Source organism: Halopseudomonas sp. SMJS2 (genome assembly GCF_029866945.1).
Taxonomy (GTDB): Bacteria; Pseudomonadota; Gammaproteobacteria; order Pseudomonadales; family Pseudomonadaceae; genus Halopseudomonas; species Halopseudomonas bauzanensis.
Genome location: NZ_CP123445.1, coordinates 1,303,359 through 1,324,674, shown reverse-complemented (window position 1 = coordinate 1,324,674; position 21,316 = coordinate 1,303,359). Strand labels below are relative to the sequence as shown.

The 21,316-nt window shown below is 57.9% G+C and carries 17 protein-coding genes, 4 tRNA genes and 2 pseudogenes; 3 read left to right on the top strand and 20 right to left on the bottom strand.

Going from position 1 to position 21,316, the window contains the following annotated elements; translation table 11 throughout:
• Positions 1-250 precede the first annotated feature (250 nt).
• Entirely contained in the window at positions 251-532 is a 282-nt protein-coding gene (locus QAO71_RS06305; protein ID WP_136869797.1) for a hypothetical protein, read from the top strand.
• 228 nt (positions 533-760) lie between these two features.
• On the opposite strand, the gene QAO71_RS06300 is transcribed toward QAO71_RS06305, so the two are convergent.
• The 5 genes and pseudogenes from QAO71_RS06300 to QAO71_RS18000 form a co-directional block, all read right to left on the bottom strand.
• On the bottom strand, positions 761-1,744 hold the full coding sequence (locus QAO71_RS06300; protein WP_136869796.1) for an AraC family transcriptional regulator: 984 nt from the start codon (positions 1,742-1,744) through the stop codon (positions 761-763).
• 96 nt (positions 1,745-1,840) lie between these two features.
• Positions 1,841-2,110: a DUF2790 domain-containing protein gene (locus QAO71_RS06295; RefSeq protein ID WP_280165515.1), complete on the bottom strand. Its 270-nt coding sequence runs from the start codon at positions 2,108-2,110 to the stop codon at positions 1,841-1,843.
• A gap of 336 nt (positions 2,111-2,446) precedes the next feature.
• Positions 2,447-2,773, bottom strand: coding sequence for an antibiotic biosynthesis monooxygenase (locus QAO71_RS06290; protein ID WP_036992566.1), 327 nt, complete (start codon positions 2,771-2,773; stop codon positions 2,447-2,449).
• A gap of 29 nt (positions 2,774-2,802) precedes the next feature.
• Positions 2,803-3,792 (bottom strand): zinc-dependent alcohol dehydrogenase family protein, encoded by a 990-nt coding sequence (locus QAO71_RS06285; RefSeq protein WP_280165662.1) that lies wholly within the window; start codon positions 3,790-3,792, stop codon positions 2,803-2,805.
• A 185-nt stretch (positions 3,793-3,977) separates the two neighbouring features.
• Positions 3,978-4,160: pseudogene (locus tag QAO71_RS18000) on the bottom strand (zinc-binding dehydrogenase); the annotation flags it as partial.
• 119 nt (positions 4,161-4,279) lie between these two features.
• Here QAO71_RS18000 and QAO71_RS06275 point away from each other — a divergent pair.
• A complete protein-coding gene (locus tag QAO71_RS06275; protein ID WP_136870173.1) occupies positions 4,280-5,239 on the top strand; it encodes a LysR family transcriptional regulator in 960 nt (319 codons plus the stop codon).
• A 170-nt stretch (positions 5,240-5,409) separates the two neighbouring features.
• Here QAO71_RS06275 and QAO71_RS06270 read toward each other — a convergent pair whose 3' ends face one another.
• The 10 genes from QAO71_RS06270 to QAO71_RS06225 form a co-directional block, all read right to left on the bottom strand.
• Complete coding sequence (locus QAO71_RS06270) at positions 5,410-5,997, bottom strand: AraC family transcriptional regulator (protein WP_280165514.1); 588 nt, start codon at positions 5,995-5,997, stop codon at positions 5,410-5,412.
• Positions 5,998-6,147: 150 nt separating this feature from the next.
• Positions 6,148-6,537: a nuclear transport factor 2 family protein gene (locus QAO71_RS06265; protein WP_036992568.1), complete on the bottom strand. Its 390-nt coding sequence runs from the start codon at positions 6,535-6,537 to the stop codon at positions 6,148-6,150.
• Positions 6,538-6,674: 137 nt separating this feature from the next.
• Positions 6,675-9,557 carry a winged helix-turn-helix domain-containing protein gene (locus tag QAO71_RS06260; RefSeq protein ID WP_280165513.1) on the bottom strand — a complete coding sequence of 961 codons (2,883 nt, stop codon included), beginning with the start codon at positions 9,555-9,557 and terminating at the stop codon, positions 6,675-6,677.
• Positions 9,558-10,032: 475 nt separating this feature from the next.
• The gene (locus QAO71_RS06255; protein WP_280165512.1) at positions 10,033-11,046 is read right to left on the bottom strand and encodes a zinc-binding alcohol dehydrogenase family protein; all 1,014 of its coding nucleotides are present in this window, start codon (positions 11,044-11,046) and stop codon (positions 10,033-10,035) included.
• A 57-nt stretch (positions 11,047-11,103) separates the two neighbouring features.
• Positions 11,104-12,093: a zinc-dependent alcohol dehydrogenase family protein gene (locus QAO71_RS06250; protein WP_280165511.1), complete on the bottom strand. Its 990-nt coding sequence runs from the start codon at positions 12,091-12,093 to the stop codon at positions 11,104-11,106.
• Positions 12,094-12,290: 197 nt separating this feature from the next.
• Entirely contained in the window at positions 12,291-13,724 is a 1,434-nt protein-coding gene (locus tag QAO71_RS06245; RefSeq protein WP_036990419.1) for an aldehyde dehydrogenase family protein, read from the bottom strand.
• A gap of 28 nt (positions 13,725-13,752) precedes the next feature.
• A complete protein-coding gene (locus QAO71_RS06240) occupies positions 13,753-15,399 on the bottom strand; it encodes an acetolactate synthase large subunit (protein ID WP_280165510.1) in 1,647 nt (548 codons plus the stop codon).
• Positions 15,396-16,295 (bottom strand): pirin family protein, encoded by a 900-nt coding sequence (locus QAO71_RS06235; RefSeq protein WP_280165509.1) that lies wholly within the window; start codon positions 16,293-16,295, stop codon positions 15,396-15,398. Before QAO71_RS06235 ends, QAO71_RS06240 begins: the two co-directional genes overlap by 4 nt.
• Positions 16,296-16,388: 93 nt before the next feature.
• Positions 16,389-17,042, bottom strand: a complete 654-nt coding sequence (locus QAO71_RS06230) for a hydrolase (RefSeq protein WP_280165508.1) — start codon at positions 17,040-17,042, stop codon at positions 16,389-16,391.
• A gap of 171 nt (positions 17,043-17,213) precedes the next feature.
• Entirely contained in the window at positions 17,214-18,035 is an 822-nt protein-coding gene (locus QAO71_RS06225; protein WP_280165507.1) for an alpha/beta hydrolase, read from the bottom strand.
• 229 nt (positions 18,036-18,264) lie between these two features.
• Here QAO71_RS06225 and QAO71_RS06220 point away from each other — a divergent pair, with 229 nt between their 5' ends.
• On the top strand, positions 18,265-20,244 hold the full coding sequence (locus tag QAO71_RS06220) for an alkaline phosphatase D family protein (RefSeq protein WP_280165506.1): 1,980 nt from the start codon (positions 18,265-18,267) through the stop codon (positions 20,242-20,244).
• Between the two features lie 15 nt (positions 20,245-20,259).
• Here QAO71_RS06220 and QAO71_RS06215 read toward each other — a convergent pair.
• The 5 genes and pseudogenes from QAO71_RS06215 to QAO71_RS06195 form a co-directional block, all read right to left on the bottom strand.
• Positions 20,260-20,627, bottom strand: a pseudogene (locus QAO71_RS06215) (GFA family protein).
• Positions 20,628-20,865: 238 nt separating this feature from the next.
• Positions 20,866-20,941, bottom strand: a tRNA-Ala gene (locus QAO71_RS06210).
• A gap of 1 nt (position 20,942) precedes the next feature.
• A tRNA-Ala gene (locus tag QAO71_RS06205) sits at positions 20,943-21,018 on the bottom strand.
• A gap of 40 nt (positions 21,019-21,058) precedes the next feature.
• Positions 21,059-21,133 (bottom strand) — tRNA-Glu (locus QAO71_RS06200).
• Between the two features lie 103 nt (positions 21,134-21,236).
• Positions 21,237-21,312, bottom strand: a tRNA-Ala gene (locus QAO71_RS06195).
• Positions 21,313-21,316: the final 4 nt, after the last annotated feature.

Genomic DNA, 21,316 nt, shown 5'->3' with positions numbered 1-21,316 from the left:
TTTGGATAATTGTGTGATCGGCAAGATATTCATAAGTCCCTAAGCCAACAAGTGGCCATTGCCTTACCCCACGAATGGCTGCCCAGCAGATGCACAGAATCAGGCAATAACATGGCAGATTCCGTATATCACCATCCACCTTAAAGAATATATATTTTCATCCATGAGTCGAGCTGCTCGAGCTTGGCTTTCTGATGTTTTCAATTCGACTTAGCGAACTACCAAACCATTTATATTCAGGAGAATGCTCATGAAATCATTTAATCGCATTAAAGAAAGACTAATAGTAAGTGCGCTGTCCTTCGCCGCTCTTAGTGCAGTACCGTTAACCAGCGCAGTGGCTGAAGACGGCTCGAAGCGTCTCAAAGAGTTTCATCAAGTAGCCAAGGAACAGAGGATCCATGCTGAGCCGTCAGTCAGTTCAGCTTTTTCTTCAGACAAAAAACCCCAGCAAATAAAGGGCAGTTCTACAAGCTCGAAGCGTTTTCAAAAGCGCCACAGATACGGATTTTCGAAGCCTAACGGCCGCTAGACTATTTTATCTGGTAGCTTCCATGCGTTATATAACTGAATACCGGGCCCGAATTACCAGCCGTCAGGATAAGCCGAGCGACGGCTGTTCTGTTCGGGCTCGATCGCCAACCTCCGCTATTTATGCGGACGAGAATTTCAGCGACCTTTGACGGAAAAAGCTGGACAGCAGCTCGCAGAGCGCCAATGACCTGTTATCGCTACCGCGATAGTTCGGTACGGCTCAGTGTTATGCCGATACGCCCATCCCCGTCTCGCCGCGCAGCTTAACAACATCCGCACGCGGTGGCGCGCCAAACATCCGACGGTACTCGCGGCTGAAATGCGACGGGCTTTCATAGCCAACGCGATAGCTTGCAGTCGCCGCCTCGAGTCCTTCCATGAGCATTAGCCGTCTCGCTTCATGCAAACGCAGCTGCTTTTGAAATTGCAGCGGCGACATACGCGTGACCTGTTTGAAATTGTGGTAGAACGTCGATTCACTCATGTTTACGTCTTTGGCGAGATCACGCGCACGCAGCGGTTCGGCAAAGCGATCTTTGAGTATTGAGATGACCTTGGAGATACGGTTCGATTGGCTGTCCGCAGATACGAACTCACGTATCCGCGCTCCCTCCTCCCCAATCAAGACTCGATAAATAATCTCGCGTCGGATTAGCGGAGCAAGTATGGGCGCATCGGTAGGCGCGTCGAGAAGGCGCACCAGCCGGATCATGGCGTCGAGTATTCCCATGTCTACCTGCGCAAACCAAAGGCCGCACCCAGAGTACGGACAGTCCGACGCTTCGGCGGTCGGTGCCGCATCGCCCAGCTGCAACACCAACTCAGCCACCTCGGCCAGGTCCATGTTGATTTTCGCCGCCAGGAGCGGATATTCAGGAGAGGCATCCACCACCCGGCCGTCCACCGGGAGCTCGACAGTGGACATCATGCAGCTGAGTGCGCCATAGACGATATCATGGTCACCAAGCTGTACTGTCATGCGACCCTGGATAATCACGCACAGGGATGGTTCGTAGACGGTGGGCATGAAGGATGTCGGCGCGTCGACACGGAAGAGCTCCAGCCCCGCGATATCGGTTTCGTAAACGCCCTCGTTTGGCAATTTCGACGACACCAAGTCTGTCAGCTCGCTACAGATAGGCGCAGCATATGGTGTGCGGCTACTGGACAAGGCGTAGGCGACTGGGGCCTGATAAGTAATGGTATTCATAACTACCCTCCAGAGTCGTGCAAGCACGAATGCAGCCTTGGGTTTTGTGGCCCCTGTAACCAATCTGGGACAATCTTGAAGGCTACCAGGATCGTGTTATCCCCTCCCCGAGCTGCACACAGCTGAAAGAACCCTATATTTTAGAGCTCGGGTTTTTCCAGACGAATCTATGTATTTCATTATGCGGTCTACCGGTTTGCAGACAGGGGTATATTCGGTTGATATAGATAAAACCTTCACAATATCAAGCTTTGCTCCGTATTTATAAGTTATGGGGAGGCTTTCACCGAGCGCATTGCAGGACAAGAGCAACCCGAGACTGGCGAAAACAATCTTTACTGGCGGGCCGAGTTTCTTGCTGTTCATAATCTCGATACCGAATAGTTGAATACTGCTTGGGTGTCGACAAGAACAGGTAAGACGCCAACTATATTTTCGGAGTAATCGACACGGGGATACTCGCCTTCCTAAAGTACTGCTAACGGTCAGGAGTAATCAGCCAATCTAGTCTCCGATCAATGCCAACTTAGCTTGATCGCAAAAAACCTGAAAAACTGAATTTGACCTGCCAGTATTAGACTTAATCAGAAACTGACAGATCAAATCTGCGACCACTACAATTATCGACATCAAACCTGCATATTTATCAAAACAGCTGACTTTCTAAAGCCACCAACCTCCTGAGACAATGACATTACGATGTCAAAGGAGCCGTGCTGATTCCAGGCCGTCCATAGTGAAAGGTGCCCCTTCAATATGATAAACCTTCGGTTCTTCCGCAAAATATTCTTCCAAACCCATCATGAACACCCGATGGTCTTCACTAGCTTCGAAGCCCGGCGTGTGGTCTTCCAGGGATTGCCACCGCACTATCAGGTTGAACACGTGGGGAGTTTCGATCCCCTGCGCGAGCATGTGGCCGCCGTAACCCTTGGCCCGGCTGAGCAAAGGAGCGACTGCGGCAAACGCAGATCTGAACTGTTCAATGTGTTCTTTATGAACGGGCAGCAGAGCGACTTCATAAATCATGGTGCACTCCTTCAATGTGAGCTCAACGGTTACCCATTCGCGCTGGCGGAATGAGCCTGTGGCACAACTGCGATCGCGATTTTGCCCCTGAGGTTGTTGTTTGGGGTCTCCAGCAAGGCATGGGCAAGAGCAATGTCAGCAAGCGGGTAGACCGCGCCAACATGTGGTCGCAGCTGACCGCGCGCTATCAATGCGCCCAGTTCATCAAGCTTGCCGCGATTCTGTCTGGTGAAAACGAAGTGATAGCTGGCGTTCTTGCCCCAGGCCTCAACCACGTTCTGTGGCTGTGCAATATCCACAATCGTGACCACGCGGCCAAGCTGTGCGAGCGCGTCGGGGCTGCGCGACAAGGTATCGCCACCGATGGTATCGAACACCACATCGACTCCGTGGCCACCGGTTTCTCGCAGGACGGCGTCGACGTAATCTTCCTTCTCGTAATCGATCAGCACGTCGGCCCCCATACTCCGTGCGAACTCGAAGTTTGCTTCGCGCACCGTGGTAAACACCCTGGCACCCATGGCTTTTGCCAACTGGATCACCACATGACCGACGCCGCCCGCGCCGCCGTGCACCAGAATGCTCTCCCCCACCCTGAGTCCCGCACGCACCACCAGTGCCTCCCACGCTGTCCCGCCGACGAGGGTCAGACTGGCCGCCTCGAGATGGCTCAGCTCTGGAGGCTTCTTCCCGACAATACTTTCGGCGGCAACGTGGTACTCGGTATAACTTCCAGGGCCGTCAAAAATTTGCGGGGTGTACCAGACTTCGTCGCCTGGCATAAAGCTCGTCACGCCCGGCCCGACGGCTTCGACAACACCCGAAACGTCATGCCCGGTAATGCTTGGCAATGGCACCAGGTCGGCATAATCGCCACGCCGGACCTGGAAATCCAATGGATTGATGGAAGTTGCGTGTACCCGCACCAGCACTTGCCCAGCCTGCGGCACGGGCCTGGGCACCTCGCACAGTTCGAACGACTCCGGGCCGCCAAATGATGTAAGTATCTGCGCTTTCATTGTAGATTCTTGCTTCATGATCTTTCTCCACTTAGGAACCCTCAGGCCCGGAAATAAGAATGTACCTACCTCACGGGGAACCCAGTAGTCCTCCTCGCCGCGAAGCTGTGTCGCGGAATACGAAACACCTGGATTGAATTTTCGCGTTGGCCGGGCAAGCCTGTGGCTCGACTGCAATCAGGTTCTTTCCCCGAAAACCCCTTGTTTGGGCTCTCCAGCAAGGCATGGGCGGGGTCAGTGTCAGGAAGCGAATAGACCGCGCCAACATGTGGCCGCAGCTGACCACGTGCTATCAATGTGGTCAGCTCATCAAGTTTGCCGCGGTTTTGTTTGGTGAAGACGAAGTGATAACTGGCGTTTTTACCCCAGAGCCCTTGGTGCTCCATGCTGTGTTGACGCCTATTTGTAGCAGTATCGTCCTATCTCTGCTCTCAACCGGTGACTACCCTTTTGTGGAAACCTTTGTCGCTAGATGGAGAGCACCAAAGTGGATATTGAAGAGCTGCAAACATTTGTGGAAGTTGCTTACGCTGGGGGTATTTCGCCTGCAGCCCTCCGGCTTGGTGTAACCAAGTCGATCGTCAGTCGTCGACTCGCCCGGCTTGAATCGGAGCTCGGCGTCCAGCTGCTTGCGCGGTCTACCCGGGGGGCCGCCCTCACGGAAGCCGGGGCTACCTTCAGGGACTATGCGGCCCAAATCTGCGCCCAAACTGACGTAGCCAGAGAAGCAATTCTTCCGACCGGTGAACTTCGCGGCCGCCTTCGAATTGCTGCCCCCCTGTCTTTCGGTCCAACTCATTTTGCTCCCGCAATCGCGGAAATGGCACGACGGCACCCGAACCTCCACATTCATACCCGCTACAGCGATCGCTTCGCTGATCTGATCACAGAGGGTTACGATTGTGCGATACGAGTTGGCTTACTTCAGGATTCCAACATGATCGCCAGGCGCGTCGGCCCGATCCATGGGAAGCTCGTCGCAAGTCCAAGCTATATCAAGGCGCATGGGGCACCGGAAACACCAGATGAAATTCTTGCCCATCAGGCACTGATGCATGGCACAGAAGCCTGGCAATTTATGGATGGCGACAAGATCATCAAGGTACATCCGCAGGGACGTTTTAAGGCCGACAGCGGCACAGCTCTAGCTGCCGCTGCTGTAGCGGGGCTTGGCATTGCTTGGCTTCCCGATTGCCTCACTCATGAAGAGAGGGCCTCCGGCGCGCTTGTTCCAATTATGACCCACTATCCACCACCTCCAGCAGCTGCGTATGTAATCCGTCCCCCAAGTCAGCACCCAGCACGGAAGGTCCGGGTTCTTACCGAAATCATGATCGATTACTTCGGACGGGCCCCGCACCTACAGAGCCATGAACACGTACGTACAGTCGTCGCGAAACCTTATCCCTGTTTAGCGAAAGTCATGACAACTACTGCCGTTGTTTGACCTTGGTTACCGGCCATCCGCGAGACATATTGTCATCGACTTCCTTGTCAAGCATAACCCCGGCGCTGCGACTCCTGGGTGACATCCCCCTGGGGTAGCCTGCATTGCTGCAGCGAAACCGTCGCATCGAGGACTGCTGCATCGATCGCGCGCTGACCGCAAATCAGATATCACGCCCCGTCTGCATTCGCTGGCGTCAACTCTAACGACCCGAGGACATATTCTTGCCGCCATTTACTCGGCGTCGTACCCACGTACTGCCGAAACAAGCGCGTTAGATGGGACTGATCGCACAGCCCGCAATCGAGTGCGATGTGGCAAAGGGAATGATTGGTCGTCAACATCATCTGCTGCGCGAACTTGACGCGCCGGCGTGCGATATAGGCGAGCGGAGCCTCACCGAATGTTGCCTTGAAGGTTCGAAAGAAATGTCCAGCGCTGATTCCGGTGAGCCTAATAAGCTCGGAACTCCGGATAGGCCGATCGAGATTCTCCTCAATGTAAGATATCAAGCGTTTCGCCTGCCAACCGGACAGCTTGCCACGGAAAGCGCTCTCTGCCTTCGATCCGCCGTCGCGTTCCAGACTGGCTGCAAGCAACGCCGTCGCACGGGACAAGCATGCTTGCGCAGCCTGATGATCGAGCTCAACCTTGGACTGCGCTATGGAGAGCAACTCCAGCAAGGTCGCTGCCAACGCAACCCCACTCTGCCGGCTCTGTTCATGAGCTCCTGCGGCCAACACTGCACTACTGTTCATGGGATTTTCCTCTGCTTGTGATCGTTTGGGTATCTCGATCCACATGCCGAAGATGATCAGGAATACGCGCAAAAGCTAAGTCAGAAGTTGAAAAAGTCTGTAAAACAGGATGCTCTGCCGAACAGTCGTCGAACGTCTATCCTGAGCCGCTCAGGGCGCATCGAGAGAGCAGGTGCCCGAGTAATCTCGCAGAACGATCAATTGCACGATCTTGTCTTCGGCGAGAGTGAAATAGAGCAGGACTTCCAGCGGATCAGGCAGCCCACGCTTATCGAAATTTCCGTCGGCGTGGGCCTCGACAACGCAGTGGCCGTAGTGCGGGATGCAATGAATGGCGCGAAGCGATAGTTGCTGCCCGATAACATCGCGCTCGGCCCACTTGCTTAACTCAGCGAGCCCCCGCCATTGCTGTAACTGATCGTTAACTATCGAATCCGCCGCGAAGACGTCAAGAAGACGGGGCAGGTCACCGGCATTCGTTGCCTCGATGAACTGTGCGACCCTTGGAGGAAGAGTTGAACCACTTGAGTTATTGGCCAAGCAAGCACCTCCAGCAAGGCGCGCTTACGCTGTCGAATATCTCCTTCTATCGTCCGAGGTTACAGGCTGGAGCGCTCGTAAATTGGCGTAAAACCGTGTAAAGCGAGTAGTTCGGGTTGAGGCCAATTACTGGCGCCCTATGCCCTTGCGGCCGGTCCCCAAGTTTCGATCAGGTGTCTGGCGGTTCTGAGATCGCGCGTTTCGTACCCTTCCGTAAAGCGTCCGTAAACCCCCGTCAGGGTCACGTATGCCTCTTCAGTCCGTTCCTCGCTTGTAAGCAGTGCGCCCAACGCCATAGCGGAGCGCAATTCCAGACTGAGTGCGTCTTGACTGTTTGCCAACTCCATCGAATGCCGCAACATCGCTTCGGCCGATTTTGCATCCAGCCTACCGGAAACAATCCCGATCTGAGCGCGCGTACGCAGCAGCTCTGGCATGTCGAATGATCCATGTCGCGCCTCGGCCTGTTCCAGAGCCGCAGTGATCATCGCCTCCGCCTCCAGGGTCTCGCCGCATTCGAGCAGCGCCTCGGACATCGACCGGCTCAGCGCCGTCATGAACATGAAACGTCTCTTCGCACGCAGGGTACCTAGCGCCTCGCGAAGCCTGTTTGCCGCCATGCGGGGTTGCCCTTTGAGCAAAGCCACTTCGCCTGAGAGCGCGATGCCGAAGTCCACCCATGACCCGAGCGAGTAACGACTGTCGTGTTGGATGAGACGGCTCACCAGCGCTTCAGATTCCTCTATGTCCCCCCTCCACAGAAAAACCGTCGAGGCGTGTAGCAACGCGATACACATGCTCAGCACGTTGTGCTCGGCTTCCTCGACCGCCTGACGAGCGACTTGGGCGGCGCGGTCCACGGCGCCGCTCAACCAGAGCGTGCGCGCATAAAGGGCGAGCGCACGGGTTCGATGTCCGAAGCCAAGCAGATCGACCGTTATCCCCCCATGCGCCGCAGCTCGCTTAAAGCCCTCACGTGTGTGGCGTAGAGCGACCGTCTGATCGCCGACCAGGTGATACGAACACCCGAGCATCCATTCAGACATGACAATACCCACGGGAGAATCGACCCTGCGTGCCAAGTCGCTACTGCGCCAGCTCACGTCGACCGCCTCACGAAACTGACCGACATGGGTCATGAAGGCGTGCAACCCCCAGAGCAGCCCGAGCTCGCGTTCTTGATCGTTCAACGCCCGCGCCAGGCGCAGCGCTCGCTCGACCGAATTGCGGACATCCTCTCCACCGGCGCGAGTAAATAATGCAGAGATTGCCAGCGCTTCCTGCAAGATGAGGTGCGTCGCGGAGCCCTGCTGCGAACCCAGTTGCGAAAGCGCGGCCTGACACCAGCGATGACACTCCTCCAGCAGCGACAATTCCACTAAATGTGGTGCGGCGAGGGCTGCCAGGCGAACTCCCAGCTCGCCCTCACCTGCCTCGGAGAATGCCCATGCAAGCGCAGTGCGCAGATTTCCGACCTGCATCAACTCACGGTCCGTGTTGCACCGCTCATGCTTACGCTCATTGCTACGGTTGAATTGGGTAATGAGATGCTCGGCAAGCTTGCGCGAGACGGCGTTAAGCTCGCCCGATTCCGCCAATTTTGCCGACGCGTAAGTGCGCGTCGTATCCAGGAGGCGCAGATAGCTCGATCCGTTGAGTATCGATGGCGAGAGCAGTGACTTATCGATGAGACTGGCGATGACCGCTGCCACTTCGGCGTCCGTGAGGACTGCGTCTGCGGCGATGCACTGTGCCGCAGCCAGTTGGAATGGAGCCACGAACACGGATAACCTATACAGCACGCGGCGTTCGCTTTCGGACAGCAGGTTGTAACTCCAATCAAGCATCGCCTGGAGCGTCTGATGCCGAGGAAGCGCGCTGCGCCTGCCCTGCCAGAGAAGATTGAAGCGGCTGTTGATCAATTCAGCGGTTCCACGCAGGCCATGCGAGCGCACCCGGCCGGCGGCCCATTCGATTGCCAAGGCAATACCATCCGTTTTTCGGCAGATCTCGACGGCGAGAGGGGCCATCTCGTCCGTCAGCATCTCCTGCACCCCACTTGCCGCCACTCGATCCATGAAAAGCTCGACTGCCGGAAACGCCATCGCAGCGGAGGCTGTCATCCCCTCGCTGACGGGGGGGAAATCGAGCGATGGAAGAATGAGGACGTGCTCGCCCTCAACACGCAATAACTCGCGACTGGTCGTGAGCAAGTGAGTTTGAGGCGCGGATTTATAAAGCCATTCCGCGAGAACCGCGATCTCGTCGATAAGATGCTCGCAATTGTCCAATACGAGCAACGCTCTTCGGGCGCCAAAAAACGCCAGGATGCTCGGCTTTGGATCTTGCAATTGCACTTTGAGGCCAAGTACCGAAGCAATCGCGCTCGGAACGAGCGAGGCGTCGGTGACCGAGACAAGGTCGACGTAGTACACGGCGCCGTGAAAGGCATCGAGCATCGTGCGCGCCACGGAGATCGCGACGGTTGTCTTACCCATTCCACCCGGACCGATGATGCTCACGAATCGATGTTTGGTGAGCATCTCGCCCAATGCGAGGACTAGCGCATCGCGCCCAATGAGCCGCCCTAGACGCTCGGGCAACGCGGATTTCGGGACCGATACGTGTAGCTGATTGCCGGGGGAAGGATCGGGAACTCGAGTGGTCTCGGGTCTCCCAGGCGAAGACTCAATCCGCGCTCGCGTTACGGGTGCGACGAAGCTGTACCCGCGACCGGGGATGTTGGCGATGTAACGTGTGCCCTCATTGGCCCCACCCAGGCATTTGCGGAGGCTTGCGATATTGACGCGCAGGTTGGCGTCGTCGACTACCAGCCCCGACCAGGCGCGCGCCATCAACTCCCGCCGGGAAATCACTTCCCCAGGCCGCTCAACCAGCACAATCAATAGGTCGAGGGAGCGGCTGCCGAGCTTGACGGCCACCCCATTCTTCTGCAACAACCGCCCCACCACGTGCAGGCGAAACGGGCCAAATTCGACAATCTCGTCAATCTCCGGCACGCAAAATCCTCGGATATTAATGCTTGTTCGCCAACACAGGAGCTTCAGCGCCAACTACGAGGTCCTCGGCTACCGGCATTATCCTCCGAGGTATAGTACGAGAATGCAACCCGAAATTTGCCCCCATTGCGCCAGACGACGGGGGCAAGCACCACCTCAAGGAAGACTGCGGCGACTGTCGAGACTCAGGCCACGTGGGCCATTCCTTTCCCTGATCTCTCCCAGAATGCGGATCAGGAATTGGATGAAATGACCACCTGGCACTGAGGAGTCTCAGAAGGGAGAAGAGGATTGATCTGGCTGCGCGGAGGTCAGCTGCGGATGAAGCCGAGCACGGCTTTGTTGAACTGCTCTGACTTCATCTGCGCAGGGTCGTGGGAACTGCCGTGATAAATCCAAGCCCCCTGCCGACGATGCTCGTAGCTCGACTCAGGTAGTTTGGATGTTAACGTGATCAAGCTTGCGCACTTGCAATTCAGAATCCTTCCAACACAATTTTGCCCTTAGCCTTGCCGCTTTCGAGTAGGGCATGAGCGCGCTTGAGGTTTTCTGCATTTATCTTGCCGAAGTTTTCCGTCGCTGTAGAACGAATCTTTCCAGCATCGATCAGGTCGGCTACGGTATTGAGGATCTCACCCTGACGTGCGATATCCTCCGTGGTGAACAGCGGTCGTGTAAACATCAGCTCCCAATGGATCGACACGGCTTTGACTTTGAGCGGCATGATGTCGAGACCTTTCGGATCATCGATAAGACCGAAGCGGCCCTGCGGCGCGATGAATTCAGCTATTTGCGGCACATAGGTTTCGGAATGGCTGGTTGAGAACACAAATGCAGGTGCACCGATATTCAAGGCTGCGATCTGACCTGCCAGCGGCTTGGAGTGGTCGACGACATGATGCGCGCCCAGTTCCTTGACCCATGCCTGCGTTTCAGGGCGCGAGGCGGTTGCAATGATCGTCAAGTCGGTCTGCTCGCGAAGAAGCTGAATCGCTATGGACCCTACTCCACCCGCGCCGCCGATGATCACCATTGCATTTGCGGCCCCCGGCACGATATCGGTGACTTTTAGGCGGTCAAAAATCATCTCTTGCGCCGTCAATGTTGTCAGGGGCAGCGCTGCAGCAGCAGACGTTTTGATGCTTTTGGGTGCGTGGCCGGTGATGCGTGCATCAACGAGGTGATACTCAGCATTGGTGCCGGGGCGGTTAATCGCGCCCGCGTACCATACTTTGTCGCCGATATTAAACTGGCTGACCTTATCTCCGGCTTCTACAACCTCGCCCACGGCGTCCCAGCCGAGGATGACAGGCGCATCGCCCTCTGCTGGGCGGGCTTTGCGCACTTTCGTGTCGACAGGGTTGACCGAAACGGCGGCCACCTTGACAAGGAGGTCATGACCAGAAGCCGATGGTTTATTGATCTCAAGATCGATTAAAGAGTCGATGCGCTCAATTGCGCCGTTAGTCGCATAGCCGATAGCTTTCATTGGGCTTTCCCTTCATGGTGGGTTGTAGGGCGCACTCCCTCAATGTGAGCTCAACGGTTACCCGTTCGCGCTGACGGAATGAGCCTGTGGCACAACTGCGATCGCGATTTTTCCCCTGAGGCCGTTGTTTGGGGTCTCCAGCAAGGCATGGGCAAGAGCAATGTCAGCAAGCGGGTAGACCGCGCCAACATGTGGTCGCAGCTGACCGCGCGCTATCAATGCGCCCAGTTCATCAAGCTTGCCGCGATTCTGTCTGGTGAAAACGAAGTGATAGCTGGCGTTCTTGCCCCAGGCCTCAACCACGTTCTGTGGCTGTGCAATATCCACAATCGTGACCACGCGGCCAAGTTGTGCGAGCGCGTCGGGGCTGCGCGACAAGGTATCGCCACCGATGGTATCGAACACCACATCGACTCCGTGGCCATCGGTTTCTCGCAGGACGGCGTCGACGTAATCTTCCTTCTCGTAATCGATCAGCACGTCGGCCCCCATACTCCGTGCGAACTCGAAGTTTGCTTCGCGCACCGTGGTAAACACCCTGGCACCCATGGCTTTTGCCAACTGGATCACCACATGACCGACGCCGCCCGCGCCGCCGTGCACCAGAATGCTCTCCCCCACCCGGAGTCCCGCACGCACCACCAGTGCCTCCCACGCTGTCCCGCCGACGAGGGTCAGACTGGCCGCCTCGAGATGGCTCAGCTCTGGAGGCTTCTTCCCGACAATACTTTCGGCGGCAACGTGGTACTCGGCATAACTTCCAGGGCCGTCAAAAATCTGCGGGGTGTACCAGACTTCGTCGCCTGGCATAAAGCTCGTCACGCCCGGCCCGACGGCTTCGACAACACCCGAAACGTCATGCCCGGTAATACTTGGCAATGGCACCAGGTCGGCATAATCGCCACGCCGGACCTGGAAATCCAATGGATTGATGGAAGTTGCGTGTACCCGCACCAGCACTTGCCCAGCCTGCGGCACGGGCTTGGGCACCTCGCACAGTTCGAACGATTCCGGCCCGCCAAATGATGTAAGTATCTGCGCTTTCATTGTAGATTCTCGCTTTGACAAAAAAGGAGTATCGCCTGGTTTCCCCGATAGCCATGCGCCGGTGGCGACATTGCCTCGTCCGGGTCTCTTGAGCGTCCCCCACACTGTCGCAAAGCGCCGCTGCTTGTTATTGAATGGTTGCCTGAGGTTTGGACGAATGTGTGATTAGTGACGCCCGAGCATCATGGGCAATAACCTTACGGGCGGCGAATCACCAGGTTGCGAATTTCGGTCATGTCTTCCATCGCAAAACGCACACCTTCGCGGCCCAGACCCGAATCCTTGACCCCGCCATAGGGCATGTTGTCGACCCGATAGCTGGGCACGTCGTTGATCACCACCCCGCCGACATCGAGCAGATCCCAGGCATCGAACATTTTGAACAGGTCGCGGGTGAAGACACCTGCCTGCAGCCCGAATTTGGAAGCGTTGGCCTCGACCAGTGCGGCAGAGAAGTCAGTAAAGCGTGATATCACCGCGACCGGGCCGAACGCCTCCTCGGTAACAATCCTGGTGTCGGCAGGCACGGCTTCGAGCAAGGTGGCGTCGAGCATTGCGCCGTCGCGAGTGCCCCCGCAAAGCAGCGTGCCGCCGGCGGTGACCGCCTCGTTGATCCAGCTTTCGAGCCGCGTTGCTTCATTGACATGGATCATCGGGCCAATGAATGTCTCGCGCAGCTTTGGGTTACCCGCTACCAGCGTCTTCGTCCTGGCGACCAGCATGTCGCGGAAGCGGTCGTAGACCGCCGCATGGATGATGATGCGCTGCACGCCGATACAGCTTTGCCCCGACTGGTAGAAGGCGCCGAAGATCACGCGCTCGAGCGCGTCGTCGAGATCAGCGTCGGCATCAATGATCACCGCGGCGTTGCCGCCGAGTTCGAGTACCACCTTCTTCTTACCGCAACGCGCCTTCAGATCCCAGCCAACGTCGGGCGATCCGGTAAACGAGAGCAGCTTGAGCCGGTCGTCCGTGGTGAAAAGATCGGCACCGTCACGGCTGGCGGGCAAGATTGAGAAAGCGCCTTTGGGCAGATCGGTCTCGGCCAGCACTTCACCGATAATGAGCGCGCCCAGCGGAGTGCGACTCGCAGGCTTCATCACAAATGGACAGCCCACCGCGAGGGCCGGAGCAATCTTGTGTGCGGCCAGGTTAAGCGGAAAGTTGAATGGTGAGATGAACGAGCATGGCCCGATAGGCACTCGCTTCCAGATGCCCTGATAGCCCCTGGCGCGCGCTGTGATGTCGAGTGTCTGCACCTCGCCGGTCATACGCACTGACTCCTCGGCGGCGATGCGGAAGGTGTCGATCAGCCGGCCCACCTCGCCCTCGCTGTCTTTGATCGGCTTGCCCGCCTCGACGCAGAGCGCGTAGGCAAGCTCATCGAACCGCTGGGTAAACCGGGAGACACAATGGGTGAGCACCGCCTGGCGCTCGTAACTGGCCATCCGCGCCATCGGCGAAGCAGCCTCGACCGCGCCGGAAATAGCCGCATCGATCGTCGCCGCATCGGCCTGGGCAACACGGAACGCAACCTCACCGGTGAACTTGTCGGTCACTTCAAGATCGGCGTTCGGCTGCTGCGCCACGTTGTTCAGATACAGCGGATAGACGGATTTGAGCGTGCTCATGCGAAACTCCCATGGAGCGGAACAGCGTTTACAGTTCTTTCGACAAGGTCTTGATGTCGATATTGAGGATCTGGTCATTCTCTGAATAGTCAATCGGGCAGTCGATCAGATGCACGCCCGGCGTGTCACGAGTGTGCGCCAGCAGTTGCCTGAGATGCTCGGCGCTTTCCGCGCGATGGCCATGCGCGCCGTAGCTTTGCGCATACTTGACGAAATCCGGGTTGCCGTAGGTCAGCCCCCAGTCCTTGAAACCCATGTCCGCCTGCTTCCACCGGATCATGCCGTAGGCGTTGTCGTTGAGGATCAGCACAGTAATATTGAGCTTCAAGCGAACGGCGGTCTCCATCTCCTGACTGTTCATCATGAAGCCACCGTCACCGCAGATCGCCATCACCTTGCGGTCGGGATAAACCATCGCCGAGGCCATGGCCGAGGGCAGACCCGCGCCCATGGTGGCGAGCGCATTGTCGAGCAGCACGGTATTGGGGCGGTAAGCCGTATAGTTTCGCGCAAACCAGAGCTTGTAGACTCCGTTGTCGAGGCAGATGATGCCGTTGTCGGGCATCACTGCGCGGACCTGTTCGACCAGATGGGGCGGGAAGATGGGGAAGCGGGTATCGCCGGAGATCGACGCGGTGTGCGCCACTTCTGCCTTGCGCGCTGCCAACATCGCGTCAAAGTTCCAGCCACCGTTGGGAACGATGTCCTGCTTGATCTGCCAGATTGCGTTGGCGATATCCCCGACAACCTCGATCTGGGGAAAGTAGACCGGGTCCACCTCGGCCGTTCTGGACGAGATATGAATTACCGGCGTGCCGCCCGCCCGCATGAAGAACGGCGGCTTCTCGATCACGTCATGACCAATATTGACGATCAGGTCGGCGGCCTCCACTGCACGGTGGACAAAGTCTCCCGCTGACAGAGCGGCACAGCCGACAAACCCGGGATGGCGTTCATCAATCACGCCTTTGCCGAGCTGCGTGGTGAGGAACGGAATGCCGGTCTTCTCGATGAACTGAAGCAGCATGCGGCAGGTCATGGTTCGATTAGCACCCGCCCCGATCACCAGGATCGGCGAAGTTGCGTTTTCAAGCGCATGCACCGCCGCACGGACCGACTTCACATCCGCATTGGGCCGCCGTGTATGGCTGCGCTTGAGCGGTACTGATTCCGTCTGCTCGTCGGCGACGTCCTCCGGGAACTCGATATGAGTGGCGCCGGGCTTCTCCTCCTCGGCGAGCCGGAACGCCTCGCGCACCCGGCTGGGAATGTTGTCGGCGCTGGCAAGCTGATGGGTAAATTTGGTCAACGGCTTCATCATGCCGACTACATCAAGGATCTGGAAGCGACCCTGCTTGGATTTCTTGATCGGCTTTTGCCCGGTCACCATCAGGATCGGCATACCGCCAAGCTGTGCATAGGCGGCAGCGGTCACCAGATTGGTCGCTCCCGGCCCCAGCGTAGACATGCACACGCCGGTCTTGCCAGTATGCCGACCGTATGTGGCGGCCATGAAGCCCGCGCCCTGTTCGTGCCGGGTAAGGATCAGCTGGATGCTGGTTGATCGGCTGAGGCTGTCGAGCATGGCGAGGTTCTCCTCGCCGGGAACCCCAAAGATATACTCCACCCCCTCTTCCTCAAGGCAATGGATGAACAGATCGGATGCTTTGTTCATGATGAGGTTACCCTTTTTCCCGATAGTGTCGGTTCGTCCGGCAATGGAATGAACTCCGCATCATCGGCATCCGGCAGTTTCATTCTTCCCGCCTGCCAGTCAGAGGCGGCCTGGGCGAGCCTTTCCTTCGAGGAGGACACGAAGTTCCAGTGAATGAACCGCTCGCCCACGGGGTCGCCACCGAGGACCATGACTCTGGAGCGCTCAAGGGCCCGCACCTGTGATGCGGCTGCGCCGAGCACCAGCATCCTGCCGCTCTCGTAGCGCGTTCCGCCCACCTCCACGGCCCCAGTCGCGATGTAGAGTGCGCGCTCCTCGTATCCGCCCGGAATCTCGGCAGTGGCGCCCGCGGCCATGTCGAGATGCGCGTAGAAGAGCGGTGAGTGCGTTTCGGCTCCGGCGGTCAAACCATAGGCGCTGCCGGCGATAAGCTGTCCCACCACGCCAGCGTGGTCCCATTGCGGTAGGTCCAGTCCTGCATGGTGAGAAAAAGACGGAGCGATCTCCTCCTGCTCGGTCGGCAGCGCCACCCAGGCCTGAATGCCATGCAGGTGATCGCCATGCACCCGGGCGTGCTCGAACCGCTCACTATGCGTGATTCCCCGTCCGGCGGTCATCCAGTTGACTTCCTGCGGCCTGATCGCCTGTTCATAGCCTAGGCTGTCGCGATGCATTACATTTCCAGCAAACAGATAAGTCACAGTTGACAGGCCGATGTGCGGATGCGGGCGAATGTCGACACTCGCATCCATACCAGATGGGAGATCAAGCGGCCCCATATGATCGAAAAAGATGAACGGCCCCACCATGCGTTGCTTGGCAAACGGCAGTACGCGGCCCACTTCCAGGCCGCCGCCGAGGCCGCGACGCCGCTGCTCAATGATCATCTTTATCATTTCGTCTCTCCTGATCGAACTTTGCCATCAACCGTCCTGGCCCGGACAAAAAGACCCTCCCTGGCCTCAAACCTCATCCGGACCGCTGACAGATCATCGTGTCTTGTCAGGCACCGGCGTATTAAGTAGCTGTGTCTCCCACAGGAAGGCGATACCGCTACCGCCGCCATGCTGCTTCATAACGTCGACCATCCCTTCGAGGGTGTCGGTTCGGGCCCAATCACGCTGCCACTCGGCCGCCACAGCGAACCAGGTCATCATGTTCACTCCGGCCCCGATCATGCGCTGAATGGCAACCTCGTGGGCCTCGACAGAGACGGCGCCAGACGCATCGGTCACCACCGTCACGTCCCAACCTTCTCCAGCAGCCTGGATAGCTGGCATGGCGACGCAGATCTCGGTCCACAGCCCGGCGATGACCAACTGCTTTCGGCCTGTCGACTTGACCACGTCCACCACCTTCGGGTCCTCCCAGGTATTGATGAGCGTCCGGTCGATCACCTCCTGGTCAGGGAATACGTCGGTGATCTGCGGGAAAATCACGCCGCCCTGAGCAGCTAGCACGCTCGTCAGAATGGTGGGTACATTGAACGCCTTGGCTGCCTTCGCCAGGCCTGCCGAGTTGTTGATCACCATCAGTGGCTCGTGGCTGTTCAAGTTCGCCAGCTGGAACGGCTGGTGATCGATAAGTACGAGTACCGAGTCTTCGGGACGAAGAAGCGAAGCAAGGCCGTTACGGAAAGTCATGGGGCTATCCTCTAATGTCGTTGTGAGCGAACCTGGTTTCCGATGGCTGCGCGCCAGTGGCGACGCTGCCTCATCTTCGACCAGTCTGGATCTCTTGAAATGCCCCCACACTCTCGCAAAGCGCCGCCGCTGGTTATTGGATGGTTGCCTGAGGTTTGGATGAGTGTGTGATCAGCCGCGAATGAACGCCAGCACGTCCGTGTTGAACTCATCGGCGTTCACTTGCGCCAGCCCATGGGAACCGCCCGGATAGATTTTCAGGATAGCGTCTTTAACGATCCTTGCAGCCAGCTCAGCAGAAGCAGCCAGCGGGACGATCTGATCATCGTCGCCATGAATGAACAATACAGGCTTGTCGATGGCTTGCAGGTCAGCGGTGTAATCGACTGCGGAGAACTCATGGATACAGTCAAAGTGCGCCTTGATGCCGCCCTGCATACCCTGCAGCCAGAACGCCTCCTTTAGACCTTCATTGACTGCAGCTCCTTCCCGATTGAATCCATAGAACGGCACGGTCAGATCCCGGAAGAACTGCGAGCGGTCCGACGTAACGCCCGCACGAATGCCGTCGAACGCTTCCATTGGGGTGCCATCAGGATTGCTCTCGGTTTTCAGCATCAAGGGCGGCACCGCGCCGACCATTACCACTTTAGCCACCCGCGCAGAACCATGGCGGCCGATATAGTGCGCCACCTCCCCGCCCCCGGTTGAATGACCAACCATGATGACGTTGCGAAGATCCAGATGCTTAAACAGCTCCGCAAGATCGTCAGCATAACGATCCATATTGTTACCATCCCAGGTCTGCTCCGACCGGCCATGGCCCCGGCGATCATGGGCAATGACCCGATAGCCCTGCTGACCGAAGAACAACATCTGGTTATCCCAGGCATCAGATGACAGCGGCCAGCCGTGGGAGAAAAAGATCGGCTGGCCTGAGCCCCAATCTTTGTAGAAAAGAGTGACGTTATCGCTAGTGGTGAAGGTAGTCATGATATGGCTCCTGCAGGTGGATGCCTCAAGGACGGTATAGCGAGTAACCAGAGTGATGATAGAACAAGGATGTCGCGTTGGGATGAATGTGAGGTTGGTTGGCGGGATTGGTAAGGCAACTCATCGATGCGAGTCACCGTCGGCTCTGAACTAAATATGGCGGCTAAAGTCTTTGATAAGGCTCTGCTACGCTGTTCCGGCCTCTTCACATTCGACTACCCTATTCCCAATGACCCAAGTCCCAATACCCGATGCCCTTCCTCCCGTGCTTGCCGGCCCTATCCTGCGCCGCCTTGAACCGGGCCGCCTGGTGTTATGGCTGGTCGGCAGTACGCCGCTGCACTTGATGCTGGAACTTGAGCCCGACGGTGGGACGGTCAGGCGGGTGGATCTTGACGCTAGCTGCTGCCGCGTTCTTCCCATCGGCCGTCATGCGTACCTGCATTTGGTCGATGTGAGCCTGCCAGAGCCGCTGCCGCAGGACACGCTGATTCATTACGACTTGATCGTCGCACTGGAGAACGGTGTTGAAGCCAACATCGCGCAATGGGCGCCACATCTGCTGCATGAGGGCGCGACGCGCCCGAGTCTGGTGTTGAGCAGCCGCGCGGATGACATTCTCTATGGTTCCTGTCGCAAACCGCATCATCCCGCGCGAGACGGGCTTGCGCGGGCCGACAGCCTGTTAGCCGAACACATCGGGCTGGCGGACGCGCGCCCTGCCATGCTCATGCTGTGCGGCGACCAGGTGTATGCCGATGATGTGGCGGGCCCCATGCTCGCGGCGGTCCATGCGTTGATCCGGCGCCTTGGTCTCTATGGCGAAGCCCTGGAGGGCGCGGTCGTCGCCGACAGTGAAGCGCTGTATGCCCACCCCGCCGGTTATTACCGCCGCGAGGAGTTGCTGCCCGCTTTCAAGTCCAACGAGGCGCTGCGTGAGCGGTTTTTTGGCGGTGTGGAAAAGCCGATCTTCACCACCGCCAATGCGCACAACCACCTGGTGACGCTGGCCGAGGTGATGGCCATGTATCTGTTGGTGTGGTCGCCGGTGCCCTGGCAGCTCGTATCAGAGTCACAGATGCCCGCGCTGGATGCAGAGCATATGGTCCGCTGGCAAGACGAGGCCGATGCTATACGAGGCTTCTGCCGCGATCTGCCACAGGCCGCCCGCCTGTTCGCCCACATCCAGACGCTGATGATCTTTGATGACCATGACATCACCGACGACTGGAACCTCTCGGCGAAGTGGGAAAGCACCGCCTATGGTCATCCTTTCTCGCGGCGCATCATGGGCAATGCCCTGCTGGCCTATATGCTGTGCCAGGGCTGGGGTAACCGTCCCGATGTGTTTGCCGGGCTGCTCGACGAGACGGAGGCGCTGACCGCGGCGCTCGATAGTCAGGCCCGGCTTGATGCTGCCGCCCAGGACGCGCTCATCGGTCAGTTGCTGGCGTTTAATCAATGGGATTATGTGCTACGCACGCACCCTACTGTCATCGTGCTCGATACCCGTACGCGGCGCTGGCGTAGCCGGCGCTTACCCAGCCGCCCCTCGGGCTTGATGAACTGGGAGTCGCTGGTCGAGCTGCAGCATGAATTGCTGGATGAAACCGCGGCGGTGATCGTGTCGCCAACGCCGATGTTCGGGGTCAAGCTGATCGAGGTCATCCAACGAATCTGTGCCTTCGCCGGCCATGCCCTGACTGTCGATGCCGAGAACTGGATGGCTCATCGTGGCGCGGCCAATGTCATGCTCAATATATTTCGGCATTCCCGCACGCCGGGCAATTACGTGGTCCTGTCGGGCGATGTGCATTACTCCTTCGCCTACGATGTGCAGGTGCGTGATCGAGAGCGCGCACCACACATCTGGCAGATCACCAGCAGTGGCATCAAGAATGAGTTTCCGCGGCGCCTGCTCGATTGGCTGGACCGGCTCAACCGCTGGCTCTACTCGCCGCGCTCGCCACTGAACTGGTTCACCCAGCGCCGCGACCTGAAGATACGCCCTCGCCTGCCTGATCAGCGCCACCGTGGCGAACGGGTCTGGAACGGTGCCGGGATCGGACAGGTACTCCTTGATGCACAGGGCCGGCCTACCCGCATCCTCCAGCACAACGCCGATGGTCGGCCTTCCACTCAGTTTCTGACACCGGGCGCTTCCACCGCCGCTGACGTGACTGTTGAACAGCGGGGCTCCGGTGCGTAGCTGCTCTGGCAGCGACTATCGGTCACGCTCATAGCGGTCGGTCAGCGGAAACGCCGGCAACCAGGCCTCGCGCCGGATGGTCCACAGCTCGTAGGTTGGCTTGAGCTGATCAATGGCGTCCAGCGAGCCCAGGTTCACTTCTATTTCATCTGCGGTGTGCCCAAAGACTGACGATCCGCAGCGGGGGCAAAAATGGCGCCCTGATACTCGTGCGTCTCGCCGGTCACGGTGACGGCGTCCTGGAGAAAGATGGCTGAGCTATGGAAGAGCGCGCCGTGATGCTTGCGGCAGTCCAGGCAGTGACAGATGCCGACGCGGTCTGGCTGCCCGGTTGCGGTGAGACGAACGTTGCCACAGAGGCAACTGCCGGTGAAGTGGGTCATGTTGCGTTCTCTAAGACAGGAAGCGTTATCAACCTACTAATCAAACGCCTTTTCGAACGGCAGCGGCAATAGTCTTTCTGGCCTCACCGACCGACGGCCTGCCGTCGGGTGCGATCGCGGCTGAGGCGCTCGACAACCGAAAAAAAGCGGCAGCCGTTTCTGCGGCTCGGAGCAAAGCAACAAAGGAAAAAAGGGCAAAAAAAAAGGACCGACAACAAGTGTCGGCCCTTTAAAAAAATGGTGGAGCTATGCGGGATCGAACCGCAGACCTCCTGCATGCCATGCAGGCGCTCTCCCAGCTGAGCTATAGCCCCGTGGTGGAGCTATGCGGGATCGAACCGCAGACCTCCTGCATGCCATGCAGGCGCTCTCCCAGCTGAGCTATAGCCCCGTGGTCTTTCGACCCCGACACCGAAGTGTCGGTAAAAAAATGGCGTCCCCTAGGGACTCGAACCCCTGTTACCGCCGTGAAAGGGCGGTGTCCTAGGCCACTAGACGAAGGGGACGCAAACCCTTCTCGAAACGATGTTTGTCGTTTCATCACCAGATATGCAGTAAAGCATATCGGCTAGTGTAAAACAGGTCATCACAAAGCAATGACCCAAAAATTGGTGGAGCTATGCGGGATCGAACCGCAGACCTCCTGCATGCCATGCAGGCGCTCTCCCAGCTGAGCTATAGCCCCGTCG

Excerpts from the sequence above, each read along its gene's own strand:
- QAO71_RS06235 (WP_280165509.1), bottom strand. The coding sequence starts at position 16,295 with ATGATAAAGATGATCATTGAGCAGCGGCGTCGCGGCCTCGGCGGCGGC.
- QAO71_RS06300 (WP_136869796.1), bottom strand. The coding sequence starts at position 1,744 with ATGAATACCATTACTTATCAGGCCCCAGTCGCCTACGCCTTGTCCAGT.
- QAO71_RS06220 (WP_280165506.1), top strand. The coding sequence starts at position 18,265 with ATGACCCAAGTCCCAATACCCGATGCCCTTCCTCCCGTGCTTGCCGGC.
- QAO71_RS06230 (WP_280165508.1), bottom strand. The coding sequence starts at position 17,042 with ATGACTTTCCGTAACGGCCTTGCTTCGCTTCTTCGTCCCGAAGACTCG.
- QAO71_RS06285 (WP_280165662.1), bottom strand. The coding sequence starts at position 3,792 with ATGAAAGCGCAGATACTTACATCATTTGGCGGCCCGGAGTCGTTCGAA.
- QAO71_RS06255 (WP_280165512.1), bottom strand. The coding sequence starts at position 11,046 with ATGAAAGCTATCGGCTATGCGACTAACGGCGCAATTGAGCGCATCGAC.
- QAO71_RS06245 (WP_036990419.1), bottom strand. The coding sequence starts at position 13,724 with ATGAGCACGCTCAAATCCGTCTATCCGCTGTATCTGAACAACGTGGCG.
- QAO71_RS06225 (WP_280165507.1), bottom strand. The coding sequence starts at position 18,035 with ATGACTACCTTCACCACTAGCGATAACGTCACTCTTTTCTACAAAGAT.
- QAO71_RS06240 (WP_280165510.1), bottom strand. The coding sequence starts at position 15,399 with ATGAACAAAGCATCCGATCTGTTCATCCATTGCCTTGAGGAAGAGGGG.
- QAO71_RS06295 (WP_280165515.1), bottom strand. The coding sequence starts at position 2,110 with ATGAACAGCAAGAAACTCGGCCCGCCAGTAAAGATTGTTTTCGCCAGT.
- QAO71_RS06305 (WP_136869797.1), top strand. The coding sequence starts at position 251 with ATGAAATCATTTAATCGCATTAAAGAAAGACTAATAGTAAGTGCGCTG.
- QAO71_RS06270 (WP_280165514.1), bottom strand. The coding sequence starts at position 5,997 with ATGAACAGTAGTGCAGTGTTGGCCGCAGGAGCTCATGAACAGAGCCGG.
- QAO71_RS06290 (WP_036992566.1), bottom strand. The coding sequence starts at position 2,773 with ATGATTTATGAAGTCGCTCTGCTGCCCGTTCATAAAGAACACATTGAA.
- QAO71_RS06250 (WP_280165511.1), bottom strand. The coding sequence starts at position 12,093 with ATGAAAGCGCAGATACTTACATCATTTGGCGGGCCGGAATCGTTCGAA.